This is a genomic window from Streptomyces sp. NPDC037054 (assembly GCF_055606745.1).
This window is the reverse complement of the sequence record NZ_JBVJSJ010000001.1, coordinates 680873-699034: the sequence shown is the minus strand read 5'-3', so window position 1 is coordinate 699034 and position 18162 is coordinate 680873. Positions and strand designations below refer to the sequence as shown.

General features: G+C 74.4%; 12 protein-coding genes. 8 read left to right on the top strand and 4 right to left on the bottom strand.

All coding sequences use genetic code 11. The features are described from left to right. Positions 1 to 87 precede the first annotated feature (87 nt). Positions 88 to 1806 carry a M23 family metallopeptidase gene (locus ACZ7D7_RS03135; protein WP_470821887.1) on the bottom strand — a complete coding sequence of 573 codons (1719 nt, stop codon included), beginning with the start codon at positions 1804 to 1806 and terminating at the stop codon, positions 88 to 90. A 179-nt stretch (positions 1807 to 1985) separates the two neighbouring features. Next, positions 1986 to 2849, bottom strand: coding sequence for an esterase/lipase family protein (locus tag ACZ7D7_RS03130; protein ID WP_470821885.1), 864 nt, complete (start codon positions 2847 to 2849; stop codon positions 1986 to 1988). A 445-nt stretch (positions 2850 to 3294) separates the two neighbouring features. Between ACZ7D7_RS03130 and ACZ7D7_RS03125 the strand changes: the two genes are divergently transcribed. Next, positions 3295 to 3711, top strand: a complete 417-nt coding sequence (locus tag ACZ7D7_RS03125) for a cobalamin B12-binding domain-containing protein (RefSeq protein WP_468100080.1) — start codon at positions 3295 to 3297, stop codon at positions 3709 to 3711. Between the two features lie 79 nt (positions 3712 to 3790). Here the strand turns inward: ACZ7D7_RS03125 and ACZ7D7_RS03120 are convergent, their stop codons facing one another. Next, a complete protein-coding gene (locus tag ACZ7D7_RS03120) occupies positions 3791 to 5431 on the bottom strand; it encodes a DUF5691 domain-containing protein (protein WP_470822444.1) in 1641 nt (546 codons plus the stop codon). Positions 5432 to 5872: 441 nt separating this feature from the next. Beyond that, positions 5873 to 7225, bottom strand: coding sequence for an SWIM zinc finger family protein (locus tag ACZ7D7_RS03115; RefSeq protein ID WP_470821883.1), 1353 nt, complete (start codon positions 7223 to 7225; stop codon positions 5873 to 5875). 133 nt (positions 7226 to 7358) lie between these two features. Here ACZ7D7_RS03115 and ACZ7D7_RS03110 point away from each other — a divergent pair, with 133 nt between their 5' ends. The 7 genes from ACZ7D7_RS03110 to sucD all read left to right on the top strand — a co-directional run bounded on the left by ACZ7D7_RS03110 (position 7359) and on the right by sucD (position 18092). After that, complete coding sequence (locus ACZ7D7_RS03110) at positions 7359 to 8537, top strand: AAA family ATPase (RefSeq protein ID WP_470821882.1); 1179 nt, start codon at positions 7359 to 7361, stop codon at positions 8535 to 8537. 138 nt (positions 8538 to 8675) lie between these two features. Further along, positions 8676 to 11096, top strand: coding sequence for a DUF5682 family protein (locus ACZ7D7_RS03105; protein ID WP_470821880.1), 2421 nt, complete (start codon positions 8676 to 8678; stop codon positions 11094 to 11096). Beyond that, the gene (locus ACZ7D7_RS03100; RefSeq protein ID WP_470821878.1) at positions 11077 to 12306 is read left to right on the top strand and encodes a VWA domain-containing protein; all 1230 of its coding nucleotides are present in this window, start codon (positions 11077 to 11079) and stop codon (positions 12304 to 12306) included. The genes ACZ7D7_RS03105 and ACZ7D7_RS03100 overlap by 20 nt, the downstream gene beginning before the upstream one ends. A 116-nt stretch (positions 12307 to 12422) precedes the next feature. Continuing rightward, complete coding sequence (locus ACZ7D7_RS03095; RefSeq protein ID WP_470821877.1) at positions 12423 to 13379, top strand: hypothetical protein; 957 nt, start codon at positions 12423 to 12425, stop codon at positions 13377 to 13379. A 269-nt stretch (positions 13380 to 13648) separates the two neighbouring features. Next, positions 13649 to 15529, top strand: a complete 1881-nt coding sequence (locus ACZ7D7_RS03090) for a serine/threonine-protein kinase (protein ID WP_470821876.1) — start codon at positions 13649 to 13651, stop codon at positions 15527 to 15529. A 478-nt stretch (positions 15530 to 16007) separates the two neighbouring features. Next, entirely contained in the window at positions 16008 to 17186 is a 1179-nt protein-coding gene (sucC, locus tag ACZ7D7_RS03085; RefSeq protein WP_470821874.1) for an ADP-forming succinate--CoA ligase subunit beta, read from the top strand. Between the two features lie 21 nt (positions 17187 to 17207). Next, a complete protein-coding gene (gene sucD, locus ACZ7D7_RS03080) occupies positions 17208 to 18092 on the top strand; it encodes a succinate--CoA ligase subunit alpha (RefSeq protein WP_470821872.1) in 885 nt (294 codons plus the stop codon). Positions 18093 to 18162 lie beyond the last annotated feature (70 nt).

Genomic DNA, 18162 nt, shown 5'->3' with positions numbered 1-18162 from the left:
GGGCGTCACCCGTCGGGTACGGGGTGGCGTCCCGGAGCTTCCGCTCCGGCGGGTCGTCCCGGGGTTTCCGCTCCGGCGGGTCGTAGCCTACTGCGGGTCGAGGCCGTGGCTGCGGAACCAGCTCAGCGGGTCGATCGCCGAACCGCCGGCCGGGCGGACCTCGAAGTGCAGGTGCGGGCCCGTCGAGTTGCCCGAGTTGCCCGAGTACGCGATCGGGTCGCCGGCCTTCACGGTCGCGCCGGAGGAGACGCGGTAGGTGGAGAGGTGGCAGTACCACGTCTCCGTGCCGTCCTTCGCGGTCACGATCATCATGTTGCCGTACGCGCTGTTCCACTGCGTGCGGACCGTGCCGTCGGTCGCGGCCATCACCGTCGTGCCGTACGAGACGGGGAAGTCGATGCCGCTGTGGACGGACATCCAGTTGATGCCGGCCTGGCCGTAGTAGGCGCTGAGGCCGTGCTGTGCGACCGGCAGGGCGAACTTGGGGCGGAGGCGCTCCTTGCGGGCCGCCTCGGCAGCCGCCGCTTTCCGCTCGGCCTCCTGCTGGGCCTTGAGGTCGATGCGCTCCTGCGTACGGCTGGCCCGGTCGGCGAAGTCGTCGGCGCCGGCGGTGAGGCTCTCGAGCTGGGTGTCCAGCTTGTTGTTCGCGGCGGCGGGCTGCACCGGCTTGGCGTCGGCCGCCGAGGTGTTGGTCTCCTGGGCGCCGTCCTCGGTCAGGCCGCTCACCGAGGCGGCGGCGATACCGGCGACACCCATCACGCAGGCGGAGGGCACGGCGACGGTCATCAGCGCCGAGCGCTTGGCGGGGGAGCGGCGCCGGGAACGGGCACCGGCGCGGGCGGCCGCGCGGCCCGTGACGACGACCTCTTCCTGCTCGTCGAGGAGCGGCTCACCGGTCGAGGCCCCGCCGGCGGCGGTGAACGGCTCGCCACCGTCCGGGCTTTCCGTGTGGTCCGGGAGGTCCCGGGCCGGGTCGTCGTACGGGGAGTGGGCCTGGGCGTCGGTGGCTTCGTCGTACGGCGTCGTCGCGTCGAAGGCCGCGTCGGGCTGCCCGTCGTAGGGCTCGCCGTGCGGCTCGTAGTGCTCGCCGTGGCCGGACGTGTCCGTCTGCTGCTGCGGCGTGCCGTCCGTGTTCCACTGCGTCGCGTCGTACGCGCCGGTGTCGAAGGCCTGCGTGCCCCATTCCCAGTGCTGGGTCTGGTCGGCCGGATTGCCGGACTGGTCGGGCTGCAGCCAGGAGCCCGCCTCCCACTGGCCGGTGGCCTCGGGGGCGGTGGCCTGCTGCGGGACGACGGGCACCTGCTGGTAGCCGGACGTCCAGGCGGTCGCGTCGTAGGCGCCGGTGTCGTACCCGGCGTGCTGGGCGGCCTGCTGCTGGGCGGCGTAGGCGTCGTAGCCCGGTACGTCGTGGCCGCCGGTCGTCCACTGGGTGGCGTCGTAGGTGCCGGTGCCCGTCGTGGTGTCGGCGCCGGGGAGGTCCCCGAAGAGGGGGTCGGCCGCGAAGGTGGTCGTGGCGTGCGCGCCCTGGTCGTAGCCGGGGGCGGCGGCAAAAGCGGTGGCGTCGTAGGCGCCGTACGTGGTGAAGTCGCCGTACTGGGCTTCCGGTGTGCCATAGGACGCGTAATCCGCGGAGGCGGCGTCGGAAGCCGGAGCCGGGGTGGTCATGGTCCCCGACGGGTGACGGTCGTTCACCAACTTCTCTTTCGCCTCGACAACAGGGGCTGCCAGAGCAGTGCGGCGACTGTACCCGGCGGTACGCGGGCGCGACAATCTTCGGCAGGTTTCGCGCTCGCAGGAAACGGGCATTCGGCCGTGTTTCGGCGGACGACGGGCACGACTTTGGTGTTGTGTTCGACGGGCGTTCGATAGTGACCGGCTTCCGGTCTGTTGTGGATCACCTTTGTTCGGAACGCAGTTCGGACGCCGGCGGGCCCGTGAGCGCGCGGGTTTCTGTGGGGGTTCGGGCGTGTTGCGGGGCTTCGAGGTCAGGCCACCGTCCGGCCGTCCTCGTGGGGTGCGGCGCCCGTGTCCGGGCCCGCCTCGTCGAGGGCCCGGCGTATCCCCGTCGCGACCGCCGGGTGGACCGGCAGGGCGAGGTGGCCGATCCCGGTCACCCGGACGTTCTCCACGATCAGGTCCGGATGATCGAGGCAGGCCGCCTCCACCGGGTCCATCACGTGGTCCAGGTCGCTCCAGAAACAGACGAAGCGCGTACGGCAGCCCGGCGCCGGCCCGCTCAGTTCGTCGATCACCGGTGACCCCGGACGCATCTGGCGCACGATCGGGTGCGCGTTCGCCAGCGGCACGGCCCGGGTGCCGGAGTGCGGCGTGCCCAGGGTCACCAGCGTGCGGACGCGGTGGTCACCGCCGAGCCGCTGCACGTAATAGCGCGCGATCAGGCCGCCGAGGCTGTGCCCGACGATGTCGACCCGCGGGCTGCCGGTGCGCTCGCAGATCTCCTCCACGTGCCGGCCCAGCAGTTCGGCGGCGGTGCGGATGTCGCACGTCAGCGGCGAGTAGTTGAGCGACGCGACGCGCTGTCCGCCGTGCCGGGCGAGGCTGCGGCGCAGCAGGACGAAGACCGAGCGGTTGTCGATGAAGCCGTGCAGCAGCACGACCGGGGGCCTGGTGTCCGACGGCAGCCGGGCGGCCGTGCCGTCGCGCTGTCCGGGAAGCGGGGGCCGGGCCGGGGTGCGGCGCTCCTGCGCGATGCCGCTGGGGTACAGCGCGAGGTGCGCGGTCAGGATCGCGACCTCCAGGGCCGTGGCCTTCAGCAGCGCCGCGGACAGGTTCGGCAGCAGCCGCCGGCACAGCGGGAGAAGGGGCAGATCCGACCCGGTGACCTTCATGGCCGACCTCCTGTTGGCGCGCGGAGGGCGGCTCTGTCCCCCGGTGCCCTAGTGGAGAGCCGCGGCGCGTCGCGCGACGGGCGCGGCACCTTCGCCGGACGCGCCGGTCGCGCTGGATGCGCCGTACCGCCACGGCGCGCGGCCTCGGCGTGGCGGTACGGCGACCTCGTGCGGCTCCCGTGAGAGCTTCGTCCCGGTGGTGAGGGCCCCGTGTCGCGGGCGTGCGCGGCGCGTGCCGCGCGTGCGGTGTGGGGCCGTCGGATCCGGGAACGGTGTGCGATGAACGTGTCCCACTGTGTGATTTCCCCCTCCCTCCGCACCGCGAAACGGACGGTTGCGGGATGCTGGAGATAACGTTCGTTCACTTCCCGGCCGGTGTGGGACCGGGTGCCGTAGGTTCCATACGGTTCCTTACCGGATGGTGCAGTCGTTCATGGAGGCAGTGATGGGTGTGGCAGCCGGTCCGATCCGCGTGGTGGTGGCCAAGCCGGGGCTCGACGGCCACGATCGCGGGGCCAAGGTGATCGCGCGTGCGCTGCGCGACGCCGGTATGGAAGTCATCTACACCGGGCTCCACCAGACCCCCGAGCAGATCGTCGACACCGCGATCCAGGAGGACGCCGACGCGATCGGCCTGTCCATCCTCTCCGGTGCGCACAACACGCTCTTCGCGGCCGTGATCGAGCTGCTGAAGGAGCGGGACGCGGAGGACATCCTCGTCTTCGGCGGCGGGATCATCCCCGAGGCGGACATCGCCCCGCTGAAGGAGAAGGGCGTCGCCGAGATCTTCACGCCCGGCGCGACGACCGCGTCGATCGTGGACTGGGTGCGCGCGAACGTGAGGCAGCCGGCGGGGGCCTGATCCGGCCGTGGGGGTGCCGGGGCCCGGCCACGGGTGACCGGGGCCGGCGCCGGGCGGAAGCGCGGCCGGTGCTCGCTGCTCATGGGTGACCGGCGTCGGTGTCGGCGCCGGTCGGCGTCGGCGGGCGGAGTTCGTCCGTCATCGCCGCCCGCAGGCGCAGCGTCGTGACCAGGCGCTGAAAGGCCTCCGCCCAGTAGCCGACGGCGCCCGGCGAGGCGTCCTCCGGTTCGTCCGGGACGGCGAGGAGGCCGTCCAGGCGGCTCGCCTCGGCCGGGTCGAGGCAGCGCTCGGCCAGGCCCATCACACCGCTGAAGCTCCACGGGTAACTGCCCGCGTCCCGCGCGATGTTGAGCGCGTCGACCACGGCCCGGCCGAGCGGCGGGGCCCACGGCACCGCGCACACCCCGAGCAGTTGGAACGCCTCGGACAGCCCGTGCGTCGCGATGAACCCCGCGACCCACTCGGCGCGCTCACCGGGCCCCAGCGTGCCGAGCAGCTTCGCGCGTTCGGCGAGGGAGACCGCGCCCGGGCCGCCCGCCTCCGGCGCCGTCGGCTCCCCGAGGAGGGCCCGCGCCCACGCCGCGTCGCGCTGGCGCACCGCCGCCCGGCACCACGCCGCGTGCAGCTCGCCCTGCCAGCCGTCCGCCACCTCAAGCGCGACGATCTCCCGCGGCGTACGGCCGCCCAGTCTGCGGGGCCACACCCCGAGCGGCGTCGCCTCCACCAACTGGCCGAACCACCACGAGCGTTCACCCCGCCCGGCCGGCGGCTTGGATATCACGCCGTCCCGCTCCATCGCGGCGTCGCACTCGTGGGGCGCCTCGACGCCGATGGTCGGCGTGCTGTGCGTGTGGTCGACGGCCACGCACGCCTCGGCCCTGGCCGCCATCCGCGCGGCGAGCGCCGACTCCGGCAGGGCGGACAGGAGCTCCGCCGCCGTCGCCCGCACGTTCCGGCTGCGGTCGGCCAGCGCCCGCTCCAGGAACGGCTCGTCCCGCGAGGTCAGTCCCGTCCGCAGGGAGTCGAGGAACATCAGCCGGTCCTCGGCCCGCTCCGTCGCCCACGTCGACTCCAGCAGCTCACGCGCGGCGGCCGGGTCGCGGGAGCGCAGCGCGCAGAGCAGGGTGACCCGCTCGGCGAACAGTCCCTCCCGCCACAGGCGGCGTATCCGCTCCGTCTCCTCCGGGTGGGGCAGGGCGGTGCCGCCGCCCGGGGTCGCGCGCAGGGCGAAGCGCCAGTCCGGGTTCAGACGGGCCAGCCACAGGGCTCGCGGCCCCGCGAACGTCAGCGCCGCCGGACGCAGGTCGGTCCTGCCTCGGGCCGCGTCCAGCAGCGCGGGCAGCGCCTCGGGAGGGGCCGCGTAACCGTGGCAGTTGGCGGCCGCCAGCCACTGCGGCAGCAACTCCATCAGATCCGGTGCCGACCCTCTGCGGCCTCCGCCGGACGTGCCCGACCGGTCCGCCAGGAGCATCGCCAGCCGGCGCGCGGCGGCGGGCGGCAGCGACGGACGCGTGTCCTCGGGCGCCGGGGCCGGACGACGCGCGGCACGCGCGGGCCGCAGCCCGGACCGGCGCCGCACGGTCGCCTCGGCCGCCGCGTCCAGCAGCGCCGACGGCGCGTCCGGGCCCGGCGGACACCCGGGCGGAGTCCGGCGCCCGGTCCCGAGCAGCGCCGCGGTGACCAACTCCTCCCAGACGGGGGGCGACGTGGCGGCCGACATGGTGGCCGGCCCGGCGGCCGGCCCGGTGGTCGACGTGGCGGGGGACTGGGCGGCTGGCCCGGTGGTCGACGTGGCGGGGGCGGCTGGCCTGGTGGCCGGTTCGGTGTCTGGTCCGGTGGCGGACGTGGCGGACGTGGCGGACGTGGCGGACGTGGCGGCGGACCGCGTGGCTGGTTCGGTGGCCCGTTCGGTGGCCGATGTGGCGGCTGGTCCGGTGGCTGGTCCGGTGGCGGACGTGGGGGTGGACTCGGTGGCCGGTCTGGTGCCTGGTCCGGCGGCCGACGCGGTGGCGGGTCCGGTGGGCGACGTGGTGGCGGGTCCGGTGGGCGACGTGGTGGTGGTCGGGGTCTTGTTCATCTGCCTCTTCCTCTGTCCTTCCCTCGGCCCGTGCGCGGGGCTGGGCACGCGGCTGCTCATGGGCCCTTCCTTCTCCGCAGCCGGTCAGCACAGGGGGACCGCGGTGCCTCCCTTCTCCGGCCAGGCCGTCAGCGGGGTGAAGCCCTGGTGGCCGCACTCGCCGAAGACCCTGACGGGGGCGCCGCCCGACAGGGCGACCAGACGCCACAGGCCCGGGCGGGCACGGGCGGCCGGGGTCAGTGGCAGCGCCGTGTCCGCGTCGGCGTCGGCCAGTTGCCACGCGTCACCGTCCGGGGTCGGCACGACCCGGTCCAGCGTCACCGGCACCGAGTCCAGCCACGGGTCGTCCCGCAGCGCCGTGCCGTACCGGGCGGCGGCCTGCGGCGTGGAGATGCCCGGCGGGCGTATCTCCGTGGCCGTCGGCGCCGCGAACCGCTCGCCCAGTGCCGCCCGCTGCCGGGCCCCGCCCGGGTACGGCGACACCTCCGCCTCCAGGGTCAGCCCCACCGGCAGCGCCAGCTCGGGGGCGCGGCCGGCGGCGCCGTAGGAGAGGAGGAGCGCGGTGCGGTGCGACTCCGCGCCGTACAGCCAGATGCGGCGGGTCGTCAGGCGACTGTCCGCCGTGTCGTACTGGGCGAGGACCAGCCACCGGTCCCGTATCGGCGGGCCCGACGCCGTGGCGGGCAGGCCCGTGCGCGAGCGGACCGTGGCCGCGAGGCCGTCCGGCAGCGAATCACGACGGAGCCATGCGCGGTTGAGAAGGTGGAGCAGCGCGCACTCCTCCAGCAGCCGCACCGGCCAGTCGGGGCCGGACGACGGGATCGCCCCCAACTCCCGCACCCGCGAGGCCAGCCCGGACGCCTGGGCGTCGACCATGCGGGCCGCCGTCTCCTCCCACATCCCGTATCCCGCCTGTTCGGCGCCCGCCAGGCCGGCGCGCAGCAGGTCCGCCAGCCGCTGCTCCAACTCCAGCGTGCCCGCGGTGATCCGCTCGGCCCTGCGCTCCGCCCTGCGCCGCGCCGCCTCGGGATCGGCCGCACCGGACGCCGAACCGGCCTCGCCCGCCTGCCGTTTGTCCGCCGACCGCTCTCGTCTCGCGGACAGCCACTGCGCCGCCCAGTCCGGCGGCGGCCCCGGCGGCACCGCGTCGGCCGCGCCCGCCCACAGCAGCAGAAGCCCCAGGGCGTGCTTGCACGGGAACTTCCGGCTCGGACAACTGCACCGGTACGCCGGGCCGGCCGGGCCCGACAGGTCGACCACCGTTTGGTACGGCCTGCTGCCGCTGCCCCCGCACAGTCCCCACACCGTCCCCCCGTCCTGCCCGGTCCCCGACCACGGACCGGCCGTGCCGAGCCTGCTCCCCGCCCTGCGTGACGCGTCGTCAGGCGCCAGTGCCAGCACCTGGTCCGCGGTCCAGCGCACCCCCTGCTGAGTCATGCCTCCGAAGGTAGATCCCCCCACTGACAATCGGCCCCGGCGACGGCGTTTGCCCAGGTCGGAACGCGTTGTCAGTGCCGTGGTGCACGGTGGAACCAGATCCGAACCGGCCGAGCTGGAGGGGGACTCAGCCATGCCAGTTTCCGTAGCGACCACATCCGCAGATCCCAGTCGGAACGACTCCTCGCCCGCCGTCGCGGGCCCCGCGGGAGACCCGCCCGCGACGCCCGGACCGGAGGTGCTGCGCCCGCACGCCGAGGACGCCTTCGCCGACGAACTGACCGCGCTGGCCGCGCACGACGACCGGCCGCGCCCCGCCCGCTGGAAGCTCTCCCCGTGGGCCGTCGCGACCTACCTGCTGGGCGGCACCCTGCCGGACGGCACCGTGATCACACCCAAGTACGTGGGCCCGCGCCGCATCGTCGAGGTCGCCGTCACCACGCTCGCCACCGACCGCGCCCTGCTCCTGCTCGGCGTCCCCGGCACCGCCAAGACGTGGGTGTCCGAGCACCTCGCCGCGGCGGTCAGCGGTGACTCGACGCTGCTGGTCCAGGGCACGGCCGGCACCCCGGAGGAGGCGATCCGGTACGGGTGGAACTACGCGCAGCTGCTCGCCCACGGCCCCAGCCGCGACGCGCTCGTGCCCAGCCCGGTCATGCGGGCCATGGCGGAGGGCATGACGGCCCGCGTCGAGGAGCTGACGCGCATCCCGGCCGACGTCCAGGACTCGCTCATCACGATCCTGTCGGAGAAGACGCTGCCCATACCGGAGTTGGGCGGCGAGGTGCAGGCCGTGCGCGGCTTCAACCTCATCGCCACGGCCAACGACCGCGACCGCGGGGTCAACGACCTGTCCAGCGCCCTGCGCCGCCGCTTCAACACGGTCGTCCTGCCGCTGCCCGAGACACCCGAGGCGGAGGTCGACATCGTCTCGCGCCGCGTCGACCAGATCGGCCGATCCCTCGACCTGCCCGCCGTGCCGGAGGGCGTGGAGGAGATCCGCCGTGTCGTGACCGTCTTCCGCGAGCTGCGGGACGGGGTCACGACGGACGGGCGGACGAAGCTGAAGTCGCCCAGCGGCACCCTGTCGACGGCCGAGGCGATCTCGGTCGTCACCAACGGGCTCGCCCTCGCGGCCCACTTCGGCGACGGCGTGCTGCGGGCCGGTGACGTCGCCGCGGGCCTCCTCGGCGCCGTCGTCCGCGACCCGGCGGCCGACCGGCTCGTCTGGCAGGAGTACCTGGAGACGGTCGTCCGGGAGCGGGACGGCTGGACGGACTTCTACCGCGCCTGCCGGGAGGTGAGCGCGTGATCCGTGACCAGAGGACGAGGACGAGGACGACATGGACGGCGGCGGGCTTCCCGGGCGCGTCCGACGACGACTCGTCGTGGCCGCTCACGTCCGTGGCCGACGACGACTCCCGCTGGCCCCGAAGGGGAGGAGGACGGCGTGACGGGCGCTGAACGGCCCGGCGGCGCGCCCCTGTTGCTGGGGGTGCGCCACCACGGGCCGGGATCGGCGCGGGCGGTCCGGGCGGCGCTGGACGCCGCCCGGCCCCGGGTCCTGCTGATCGAGGGCCCGCCCGAGGCCGACGACCTGATCCCGCTCGCCGCCGACGAGGCCATGCGCCCGCCGGTCGCGCTGCTCGCCCACGCCGTGGACGAGCCGGGCAGCTCGGCGTTCTGGCCGCTGGCCGAGTTCTCCCCGGAATGGGTGGCGATCCGCTGGGCCCTGACCCACGAGGTCCCGGCCCGCTTCATCGACCTCCCGGCCGCCCACACGCTGGCCTGGGAGAAGGAACGGAACACTGCGGTCGGGGACGTGCCGGACCGGCCCCGGAGCGAGGACGAGCAGGACCGCCGGGAAACCGTCCGCGTCGACCCCCTCGCCGTACTCGCCGAAACCGCCGGCCACGACGACCCCGAACGCTGGTGGGAGGACGTGGTCGAGCACCGCGGCGGCGCGGACGCCGACCCGCTCGCGCCGTTCACCGCGCTCGAGGAGGCGATGGGCGCGCTGCGGGAGACGTATGGGGACGGCGGCCGCGAGCGGGACGCCGCGCGGGAGGCGGCGCGCGAGGCGCACATGCGGCTCCAGGTCCGGGCGGCGCGGCGGGAGTTCGGCGACGAGGTGGCCGTGGTGTGCGGGGCGTGGCACGTGCCCGCGCTGCGCCGCAGGACCACCGTCGCCGCCGACCGCGCGCTGCTGAAGGGCCTGCCCAAGGTCAAGGCCGACATGACGTGGGTGCCGTGGACGAACCGCAGGCTCGCCAGGTCCAGCGGGTACGGCGCGGGCATCGACTCGCCCGGCTGGTACGGGCATCTGTTCGGCGCCCCGGACCGGCCGGTCGAGCGCTGGATGACCACGGTCGCCGGGCTGCTGCGCGCCGAGGACCGGATCGTTTCCCCGGCGCACGTCATCGAGGCGGTGCGGCTCGCGGAGACGCTCGCCGCGATGCGCGGCCGTCCGCTGCCCGGCCTGGGCGAGACGACCGACGCGGTGCGGGCGGTGATCTGCGACGGCTCGGACGTGCCGCTGGCGCTGGTGCACGACCGGTTGGTCGTGGGGGACGCGATGGGCGAGGTGCCGCCGACGGCGCCCGCGGTGCCGCTCCAGCGGGACCTCGCCCGGGCGCAGCGCAGGCTGCGGCTCAAACCGGAGGCGGCGGAGCGGGAGGTGGAACTCGATCTGCGCAAGGACACCGACGCCGGGCGCAGCAGACTCCTGCACCGGCTGCGGCTGCTCGGCGTGGACTGGGGCGAGTCGGCGGCGTCGCGGGGCAGTACGGGGACGTTCCGGGAGACGTGGCGGCTGCGCTGGGAGCCCGAGTTGGCGGTGCGGGTCGCCGAGGCGGGTGTGTGGGGGACGACCGTGCTCGCCGCGGCGACCGCCAAGGCCGAGGCGGACGCGGCCTCGGCGCCGGGGCTGGCCGACGTGACCGGGCTGGCCGAGCGCTGCCTGCTGGCCGAACTGCCGGACGCGCTTCCCGCGGTGATGCGGATCCTCGCCGACCGGGCGGCGCTCGACACCGACGTCGGGCACCTTGCCCAGGCGCTGCCCGCCCTGGTCCGCGCGCTGAGATACGGCGACGTGCGCGGGACGGGCACCGACGCGCTCGGCGAGGTCGCGGCGGGGCTCGCCGAGCGGGTCTTCGTCGGCCTGCCGCCGGCCTGCGCCGGGCTGGACGCCGACGCCGCCGAGGAAATGCGGCGGCACGTGGACGCGGTGCACGGGGCGGTCGGCCTGCTGGGCGACACCCCGGCGTCCGGGCACGACGACATGCGGGGCCGTTGGCAGGGCGTGCTGCGGACCCTGTCCGTGCGGGACTCGGTGCCGGGCGTCGTCCGGGGGCGTGCCGTGCGGCTGCTGCTGGACGACGGGGAGTTGGGGCAGGACGAGGCGGCCCGGCTGATGAGCCTCGTGCTGTCTCCGGGCACCCCGCCGGCCGACGCCGCTGCGTGGATCGAGGGCTTCGTCGGCGGCGCCTCCGGGGGAGGGATGCTGCTCGTGCACGACGAGCGGCTGCTCGGCCTGGTCGACGCGTGGCTGACCGGCGTGCCGGCGGACGCGTTCACGGACGTACTGCCGCTGCTGCGGCGCACGTTCTCGGCGTACGAGCCCGGGGTGCGGCGCACCCTCGGCGAACTGGTCCGGCGCGGGCCGGGCGCGCGGGGGAGAGCCGGGGCGGCCGGGGCGGCCGGGCTCGGCCTCCCCGGATTCGCCGCCGACCTGGACGCCGACCGCGCGGAAGCGGTGCTGCCGGTCGTGCGGCTGCTGTTGGGCACACCGGGCGCGGCGGAGCAGGGGACGGGCCGCGCCCTGGCGCACAACGACCTCGTGGGGGTGGGACATGACAGTCCGACCGACTGAACCGGGCGGCCCGCCCGGGCCGGGCGATCCGGGCGACCCCGTGGTCGAGCGGCTCAGGCGCTGGCGGCTGGTGTTGGGGGGCGGCGGCGGTGACGGTGCCGATGGCACGCAGTGTGTGCTGTCGGGGCGGGACGCGGCGATGGACGGAGCGCTCGCCGCGCTCTACGGGAAGGCGGAGAAGCCGCGGGCGGGCCGGGACCGTTCGGCGGGCCTCGGGGCGTCGGCGCCGTCGGTGGCGCGCTGGCTCGGCGACATCCGCGCGTACTTCCCGTCGTCCGTCGTGCAGGTCATGCAGCGCGACGCCATCGACCGGCTCGGGCTCGCCACGCTGCTGCTCGAACCGGAGATGCTGGAGGCGGTGGAGGCCGACGTGCACCTCGTCGGCACGCTCCTGTCGCTGAACAAGGCGATGCCGGAGACGACGAAGGAGACGGCACGGGCCGTCGTGCGCAAGGTGGTCGACGACCTGGAGAAGCGACTCGCCACCCGCACCCGGGCCACGCTCACCGGCGCGCTCGACCGCAGCGCCCGCGTCAGCAGACCGCGCCACCACGACATCGACTGGAACCGCACGATCGCCGCCAACCTCAAGCACTACCTGCCGGACCGGCGCACGGTCGTGCCGGAGCGGCTCGTCGGCTACGGGCGGGCCTCGCGGTCCGTGAAGAAGGACGTCGTCCTCTGCGTCGACCAGTCGGGATCCATGGCGGCGTCGGTCGTGTACGCGTCGGTGTTCGGGGCGGTGCTCGCGTCCATGCGGTCGATCAGCACGCGGCTCGTCGTGTTCGACACGGCGGTCGTCGACCTCACCGACCAGCTCGACGACCCCGTCGACGTCCTGTTCGGCACCCAGCTCGGCGGCGGCACGGACATCAACCGGGCGCTGGCGTACTGCCAGTCGCGGATCACGCGGCCCGCGGACACGGTGGTCGTGCTGATCAGCGACCTCTACGAAGGGGGCATCCGCGACGAGATGCTGAAGCGGGTGGCGGCGATGAAGGCGTCCGGGACGCAGTTCGTGACGCTGCTCGCGCTGTCGGACGAGGGGGCTCCGGCGTACGACCGGGAGCACGCGGCGGCGCTCGCCGCACTGGGCGCGCCGGCCTTCGCCTGTACGCCGGATCTGTTCCCGGAGGTGATGGCGGCGGCGATCGAGAAGCGGCCGCTGCCGATACCGGACAGGGAGTTCGGCCCAGCAAATCGGACATGAGCCCCCATCGGTAACGGGGGGCTTGCACAACCTCAGGAGGCGCATGCAAGGATCGGCGCGCGGTCACTGCTCGTGACACCTCAACCGTTTCGCCGTACGGGAGGAAGCTCCCCGTCTTGGTCTGGTCGGCAGCCCTGTCCGGAGCCGTCGCGCGCGTCATGCGCGGGACGGCCGGGCGGCGTGCCCTCCAACTGGCGCTGCTGGTGGGTGCGGTGTTCGCCCTCGGGCTGGTGTGCGGGGAGCGGGCCCAGGCGGCGGAGAGCGTGCCGGTGGTGAGCGGCTCGGTGGCGAAGGCGACCGAGGCCGTTGCCGAGCCCGGCTCCACCGAGACGACCGAGCCCGGCTCCACCGAGACGACCGAGCCCGGCTCCACCGAGACGGCCGAGTCCGGCTCCACCTCCGTCGAGCGGGCCGGTGAGTCGGTCGGCGAGTCGGCCGGTGAGCACGTCGGAAAGGCGACTCAGCGTCTGACCGACGGACTGACCAGTGGCCCCAGTGGCCTGGCGAACGGTCTCACCGGCGGTCTGCGGGACGGTCGTGAGCGGGTCGAGGGCGGTCTCGGGGACGTGCGGGACAAGGTGACGTCGCCGCCCGCCGCGCTGCCGACCCTGCCTCGGTTGCCGCTGCCCGACCTGCCGTCGGCCCCGCAGCCGCCCTCCGTTCCGGTCGCCGGAGTCCCGGAGCCGGCCCCCGCCGACGAGACGTCCGTGGACCGGCACGAGGCCGACGCCTCCGATGCCTCCGACGGCAAGGCGGCGGAGCGCGCCGCGCACGGGCCGGTCCTCCCGGTCGCCCCGGCGCAGAACACCTGGCACACGGCGCGCGACCACAGGTCGGCGCCCACCGCGCACGCCGGCGCCCCCACGCCCCTCCAGCAGCCGCCCGGCGGCGAGCCGGACGGAGTGCTGGGCAACCGCGCCGCCACCGACGGCAGTGGGCCGCGGTACGGCGACGCGCACGCCCTCACCCCCGAAGACCGGGCGCCGCTCGGGCTCGTGCCCGGCGCCGCCGCGCGCGTGGACGCGGCCGAGACCCGGGACCGGTACCGGGACATTCCGGTTTCCCCCGCCTAGGACGGGCCCACCCCCGCCGTAGACCTGCCGCGCGGGGGCGGACACAGGTCTGCCCGTACGTCCGGAAACCGTTCGGAACCCGTCCGGAAAACCCGTAAGGAACCCGTCCGGAACCCGTCCGGAAACCCTTCCCCCGGACAGCAGCCGCAGGGGCCGCGACCGATCGCAACGGTTCGCGGGGCCCCCGGCCCGGAATTGTCCCCAAGCCTTCCAGAGTCCCGGAGTTCCCCTGGAGCTCCGGCACCGTGGACTAAGGATCTGACGCACGCATGAACAAGAACATCCGACGCTCCATCGTCATAGCCGCCGGTGTCACCGGCGCCTGGGCGCTGGGCTCCGCCACCGCGAGCGCCGACGAACTGCCCGCCTCCTCCCTCTCCGTGCCGGACGCCACCACCGAGGCCGGCGCGAGCACCTCGGACGCCGGCGGCCTCCTCGGCGTGGTAGCCGGCACCGTCTCCGACACGGTCGACGGCGTCGTCAGCGACGTGAACGACACCGTGTCCGGCGCGTCCGGCGGCGCGTCCGCCACGGTCGGGAACACCGTCGGGAACACCGCCGACGTGCGGGGCACCCTCGACGGCGCGACCCGCACCGCCGAGCGGACCGCGGACACGCCCACCGACGCCGCCGAGCAGGCCCGCCGTTACGTCGACGCGAAGGTCACCGTCCCGCAGGCGAAGGTCCGCGGCGCCGAGGCCATCCAGGGCGCCAAGGCCGCACGCGCCGCCGCCGAGGCCCAGATCGGCGTGAGCGCCGAGCAGGGCGGGGCCGCCGCCGACCAGGTGACCGGCGCCGTGTCCGACAGCGTCCCGGACGCGCCGCAGGACGCCGTCGACTACCTCTTCGGCCCGCTGGCCGCCTTCGCGCCCGAGCTGGAGCAGGCCCTGGCCGCCGCCGGGACGAAGCTGCACGGCGCCCGCTCCACCGCGCAGGCCCAGGCGCGGGGCGTCGAGGGCGTGCTGCGCACCAAGGCGGCCCAGACCCTCGCGGGCGCGGACCGCACGGTCACCGCCACGACCGGCGCCGCCCGCGCCACGGCCGACGGCGCCGAGTCCCGCGCCACCGGCGCCGCGGGCACCGTCCGGGGCGCGGCGGGCGCGGCCGAGGCGTCCGTCTCCGCCGTCCCGAGCCACGTCACGGGCACGGTCGGCGGGGTGCGGCAGCACGTCGTCGGCACGGTCGCCACCGTCCCCGGCACGGTCACGCCGGTCGTGGAGGAGACCGCCCAGTCGGCCGTGCCGCCGGTGGCGGGCGCCGCCGTGGACGGGGCGCTGCCGGTCGCCGACCGTGCCGTGTCCGGTGCCGTGCCGGCCGCCGAGCACGCCGTCGCCGGGGTCCGCACCGTGGCCGAGGGCACGGTCGCCGACGTGCGGCCCGTCGCCCAGGGCGTCGCCGAGGACGTGCCGTCCTACGCCACCGGGCTGGCCGGTCGGGTCGCCGCCGACGCCACGGGCGCCGCGCTGCCGCCGCTCGCGCACACCGCCGTGCGGGGCGCCGTCCCCGTCGCCGAGCAGGCCGTCGCCGACGCGAGCGGACTGGCGTACGGCGTGACGGGCGAGGTGGGGCCGTTCGCGGGCGACACCGTCGGCTCCGTGGCGCCGCTGGCGTACGGCGTCGCGGGGCAGGCGGGCGGTTTCGCGGAGGGCGTCGCGGGCGAGGTGCCGCCGTTCGCGTACGGCGTCGCCGGGGCCGTGCAGCCCGTGGTGGACACCGTCGCGGACACCGTGCAGCCCTTCGCGTACGGCGTCGGCGACAGCGCCACGACCCTCGCGTACGGCGTCACGGGCCACGCCGAGCCGTTCACCGAGGCCGTCGCGGGACAGGTCGCGCCGGTCGCCGGGCAGGCCGTGCCGTTCGCGCAGGACCTGACCGGCACCGTCCAGCAGGCCGCCGGCCCTCTCGCGCACAACGCCGTGACCGGCGCCGAGGGCCTCACCGACTCGGTCACGCCGGGCTACGCGCAGGACGTCAAGGGCTACGCGCAGGACGTCAAGGGCTACGCGTACGACGCCCAGGGTTACGCGTACGACGCCCAGGGTTACGCGTACGACGTGCGGGGCTACGCCCAGGAAGCGCAGGGCCACGCCCAGGACGTGCCGGGCGGCCACACGACCGACCTCCGGTACGGCAGCCCGTACGGCATCTGACACCTCCGCCACGGCAGCCCGTACGGCATCCGACAGCCGTAGGGCGCACAGGCTCCGCGGGGGTGGCAGGACCCGGACGGCCGAAAGCCGTCGGTCCGTCCGGCCGAAGCCCTCGCGGACGGTGCGCGTCGGCCCCACTGGGGTGGGGTCCGGCCGCACCGCGCTCCGGGGAGCAGGACGTTCGACCGCTCCTCGGGGGAGTTTCGACGGGCCTCACCGGGTCAACCCCAGCCCGGTGAGGCCCCTCACCCGCGGCACGGCGTGCCAGTGATTCCGGCATCATGTGACAGGTATCACCGCTCAGGTGTGAGATGCGATTTAGAGACGTTCCGGTTGCGGCGATAACCTGCGAGACGGACATGCCGCGCGCTCGGACACCGTGTGCGCCCCCCTTGTGACACAGCGGTCGTCACGTTGCCCTTCGCGGCACGCCCACGCATCCAACGAACCGCGAGATCACTGATAGGGACGGAAGCGCGTGGACCTGTTCGAGTACCAGGCGAGGGACCTCTTCGCCAAGCACGATGTACCGGTGCTGGCCGGTGAAGTCATCGACACGCCTGAGGCGGCCCGCGCAGCCACTGAGCGCCTCGGTGGCAAGTCCGTCGTCAAGGCCCAGGTGAAGGTCGGCGGGCGTGGCAAGGCCGGTGGCGTGAAGCTCGCCGGCACCCCGGACGAGGCCGTTGCCCGGGCGACGGACATCCTCGGCATGGACATCAAGGGCCACACGGTCCACAAGGTGATGATCGCCGAGACGGCTCCGGAGATCCTGGAGGAGTACTACGTCTCCTTCCTCCTGGACCGTGCCAACCGCACCTTCCTGTCCATCGCGTCCGTCGAGGGCGGCGTGGACATCGAGGAGGTGGCGGCCACCCGTCCGGAGGCCGTCGCCAAGACGCCGATCGACGCCAACGAGGGCGTGACCCCCGAGAAGGCCCGCGAGATCGTCGAGGCCGCGAAGTTCCCGGCCGAGGTCGCCGACAAGGTCGTGAACGTCCTCGTCAAGCTGTGGGACACCTTCATCAAGGAGGACGCCCTCCTCGTCGAGGTCAACCCGCTGGCCAAGGTCGCCTCGGGTGACGTCATCGCCCTCGACGGCAAGGTGTCGCTGGACGAGAACGCCGACTTCCGCCAGCCGGAGCACGAGGCGCTGGTCGACCACGCGGCGGCGAACCCGCTGGAGGCGGCCGCCAAGGAGAAGAACCTCAACTACGTCAAGCTCGACGGCGAGGTCGGCATCATCGGCAACGGCGCGGGTCTCGTCATGAGCACCCTGGACGTCGTCGCGTACGCCGGTGAGAAGCACGGTGGCGTCAAGCCCGCCAACTTCCTCGACATCGGCGGCGGCGCCTCGGCCGCGGTCATGGCGAACGGCCTGGAGATCATCCTCGGCGACCCGGACGTCAAGTCCGTGTTCGTCAACGTCTTCGGTGGCATCACCGCCTGTGACGAGGTCGCCAACGGCATCGTGCAGGCGCTGCAGCTGCTCAAGGACAAGGGCGAGGAAGTCACCAAGCCGCTGGTCGTCCGGCTGGACGGCAACAACGCCGAGCTGGGTCGCAAGATCCTCTCCGACGCCAACCACCCGCTGGTGCAGCGCGTGGACACCATGGACGGCGCGGCCGACAAGGCCGCCGAGCTCGCGGCTGCGAAGTAAGGAAGAGGGACTCAGACAGCCATGGCTATCTTCCTCAACAAGGACTCCAAGGTCATCGTCCAGGGCATGACCGGCGCCACGGGCATGAAGCACACCAAGCTCATGCTGGCCGACGGCACGAACATCGTCGGTGGCGTGAACCCGCGCAAGGCGGGCACCTCCGTCGACATCGACGGCAACGAGATCCCGGTCTTCGGCACCGTCGCCGAGGCGATGGAGAAGACGGGCGCCAACGTCTCCGTCCTCTTCGTGCCGCCGGCGTTCGCCAAGGCCGCCGTCGTCGAGGCGATCGACGCCGAGATCCCGCTCGCGGTCGTCATCACCGAGGGCATCGCCGTCCACGACTCGGCCGCGTTCTACGCGTACGCCGTGTCCAAGGGCAACAAGACCCGCATCATCGGCCCGAACTGCCCCGGCCTCATCACGCCGGGCCAGTCGAACGCCGGCATCATCCCGGGCGACATCACGAAGCCGGGCCGCATCGGCCTGGTCTCGAAGTCCGGCACGCTGACGTACCAGATGATGTACGAGCTGCGTGACATCGGCTTCTCCTCCGCCGTCGGCATCGGTGGCGACCCGGTCATCGGCACGACGCACATCGACGCGCTCGCCGCGTTCGAGGCCGACCCCGACACCGACCTGATCGTCATGATCGGTGAGATCGGCGGCGACGCCGAGGAGCGGGCCGCGGCCTTCATCAAGGAGAACGTGAAGAAGCCGGTCGTCGGCTACGTCGCGGGCTTCACCGCGCCCGAGGGCAAGACCATGGGCCACGCCGGCGCCATCGTCTCCGGCTCCTCCGGCACGGCCGCCGCGAAGAAGGAGGCCCTGGAGGCCGCCGGTGTGAAGGTCGGCAAGACCCCGACCGAGACCGCCAAGCTGGCCCGCGAGATCCTCGCCGGCTGAACCGGTTCGGCCGTCCAGCGGCCGAGGGGAAACACGGACGGGCCCGTCCCCGGGTGGGGGCGGGCCCGTC

Coding starts and splice junctions, on each gene's coding strand:
- sucD (WP_470821872.1), top strand. CDS start 17,208: ATGGCTATCTTCCTCAACAAGGACTCCAAGGTCATCGTCCAGGGCATG.
- ACZ7D7_RS03100 (WP_470821878.1), top strand. CDS start 11,077: ATGACAGTCCGACCGACTGAACCGGGCGGCCCGCCCGGGCCGGGCGAT.
- ACZ7D7_RS03120 (WP_470822444.1), bottom strand. CDS start 5,431: ATGTCGGCCGCCACGTCGCCCCCCGTCTGGGAGGAGTTGGTCACCGCG.
- ACZ7D7_RS03115 (WP_470821883.1), bottom strand. CDS start 7,225: ATGACTCAGCAGGGGGTGCGCTGGACCGCGGACCAGGTGCTGGCACTG.
- ACZ7D7_RS03125 (WP_468100080.1), top strand. CDS start 3,295: ATGGGTGTGGCAGCCGGTCCGATCCGCGTGGTGGTGGCCAAGCCGGGG.
- ACZ7D7_RS03130 (WP_470821885.1), bottom strand. CDS start 2,849: ATGAAGGTCACCGGGTCGGATCTGCCCCTTCTCCCGCTGTGCCGGCGG.
- ACZ7D7_RS03110 (WP_470821882.1), top strand. CDS start 7,359: ATGCCAGTTTCCGTAGCGACCACATCCGCAGATCCCAGTCGGAACGAC.
- ACZ7D7_RS03090 (WP_470821876.1), top strand. CDS start 13,649: ATGAACAAGAACATCCGACGCTCCATCGTCATAGCCGCCGGTGTCACC.
- ACZ7D7_RS03135 (WP_470821887.1), bottom strand. CDS start 1,806: ATGCCCGTTTCCTGCGAGCGCGAAACCTGCCGAAGATTGTCGCGCCCG.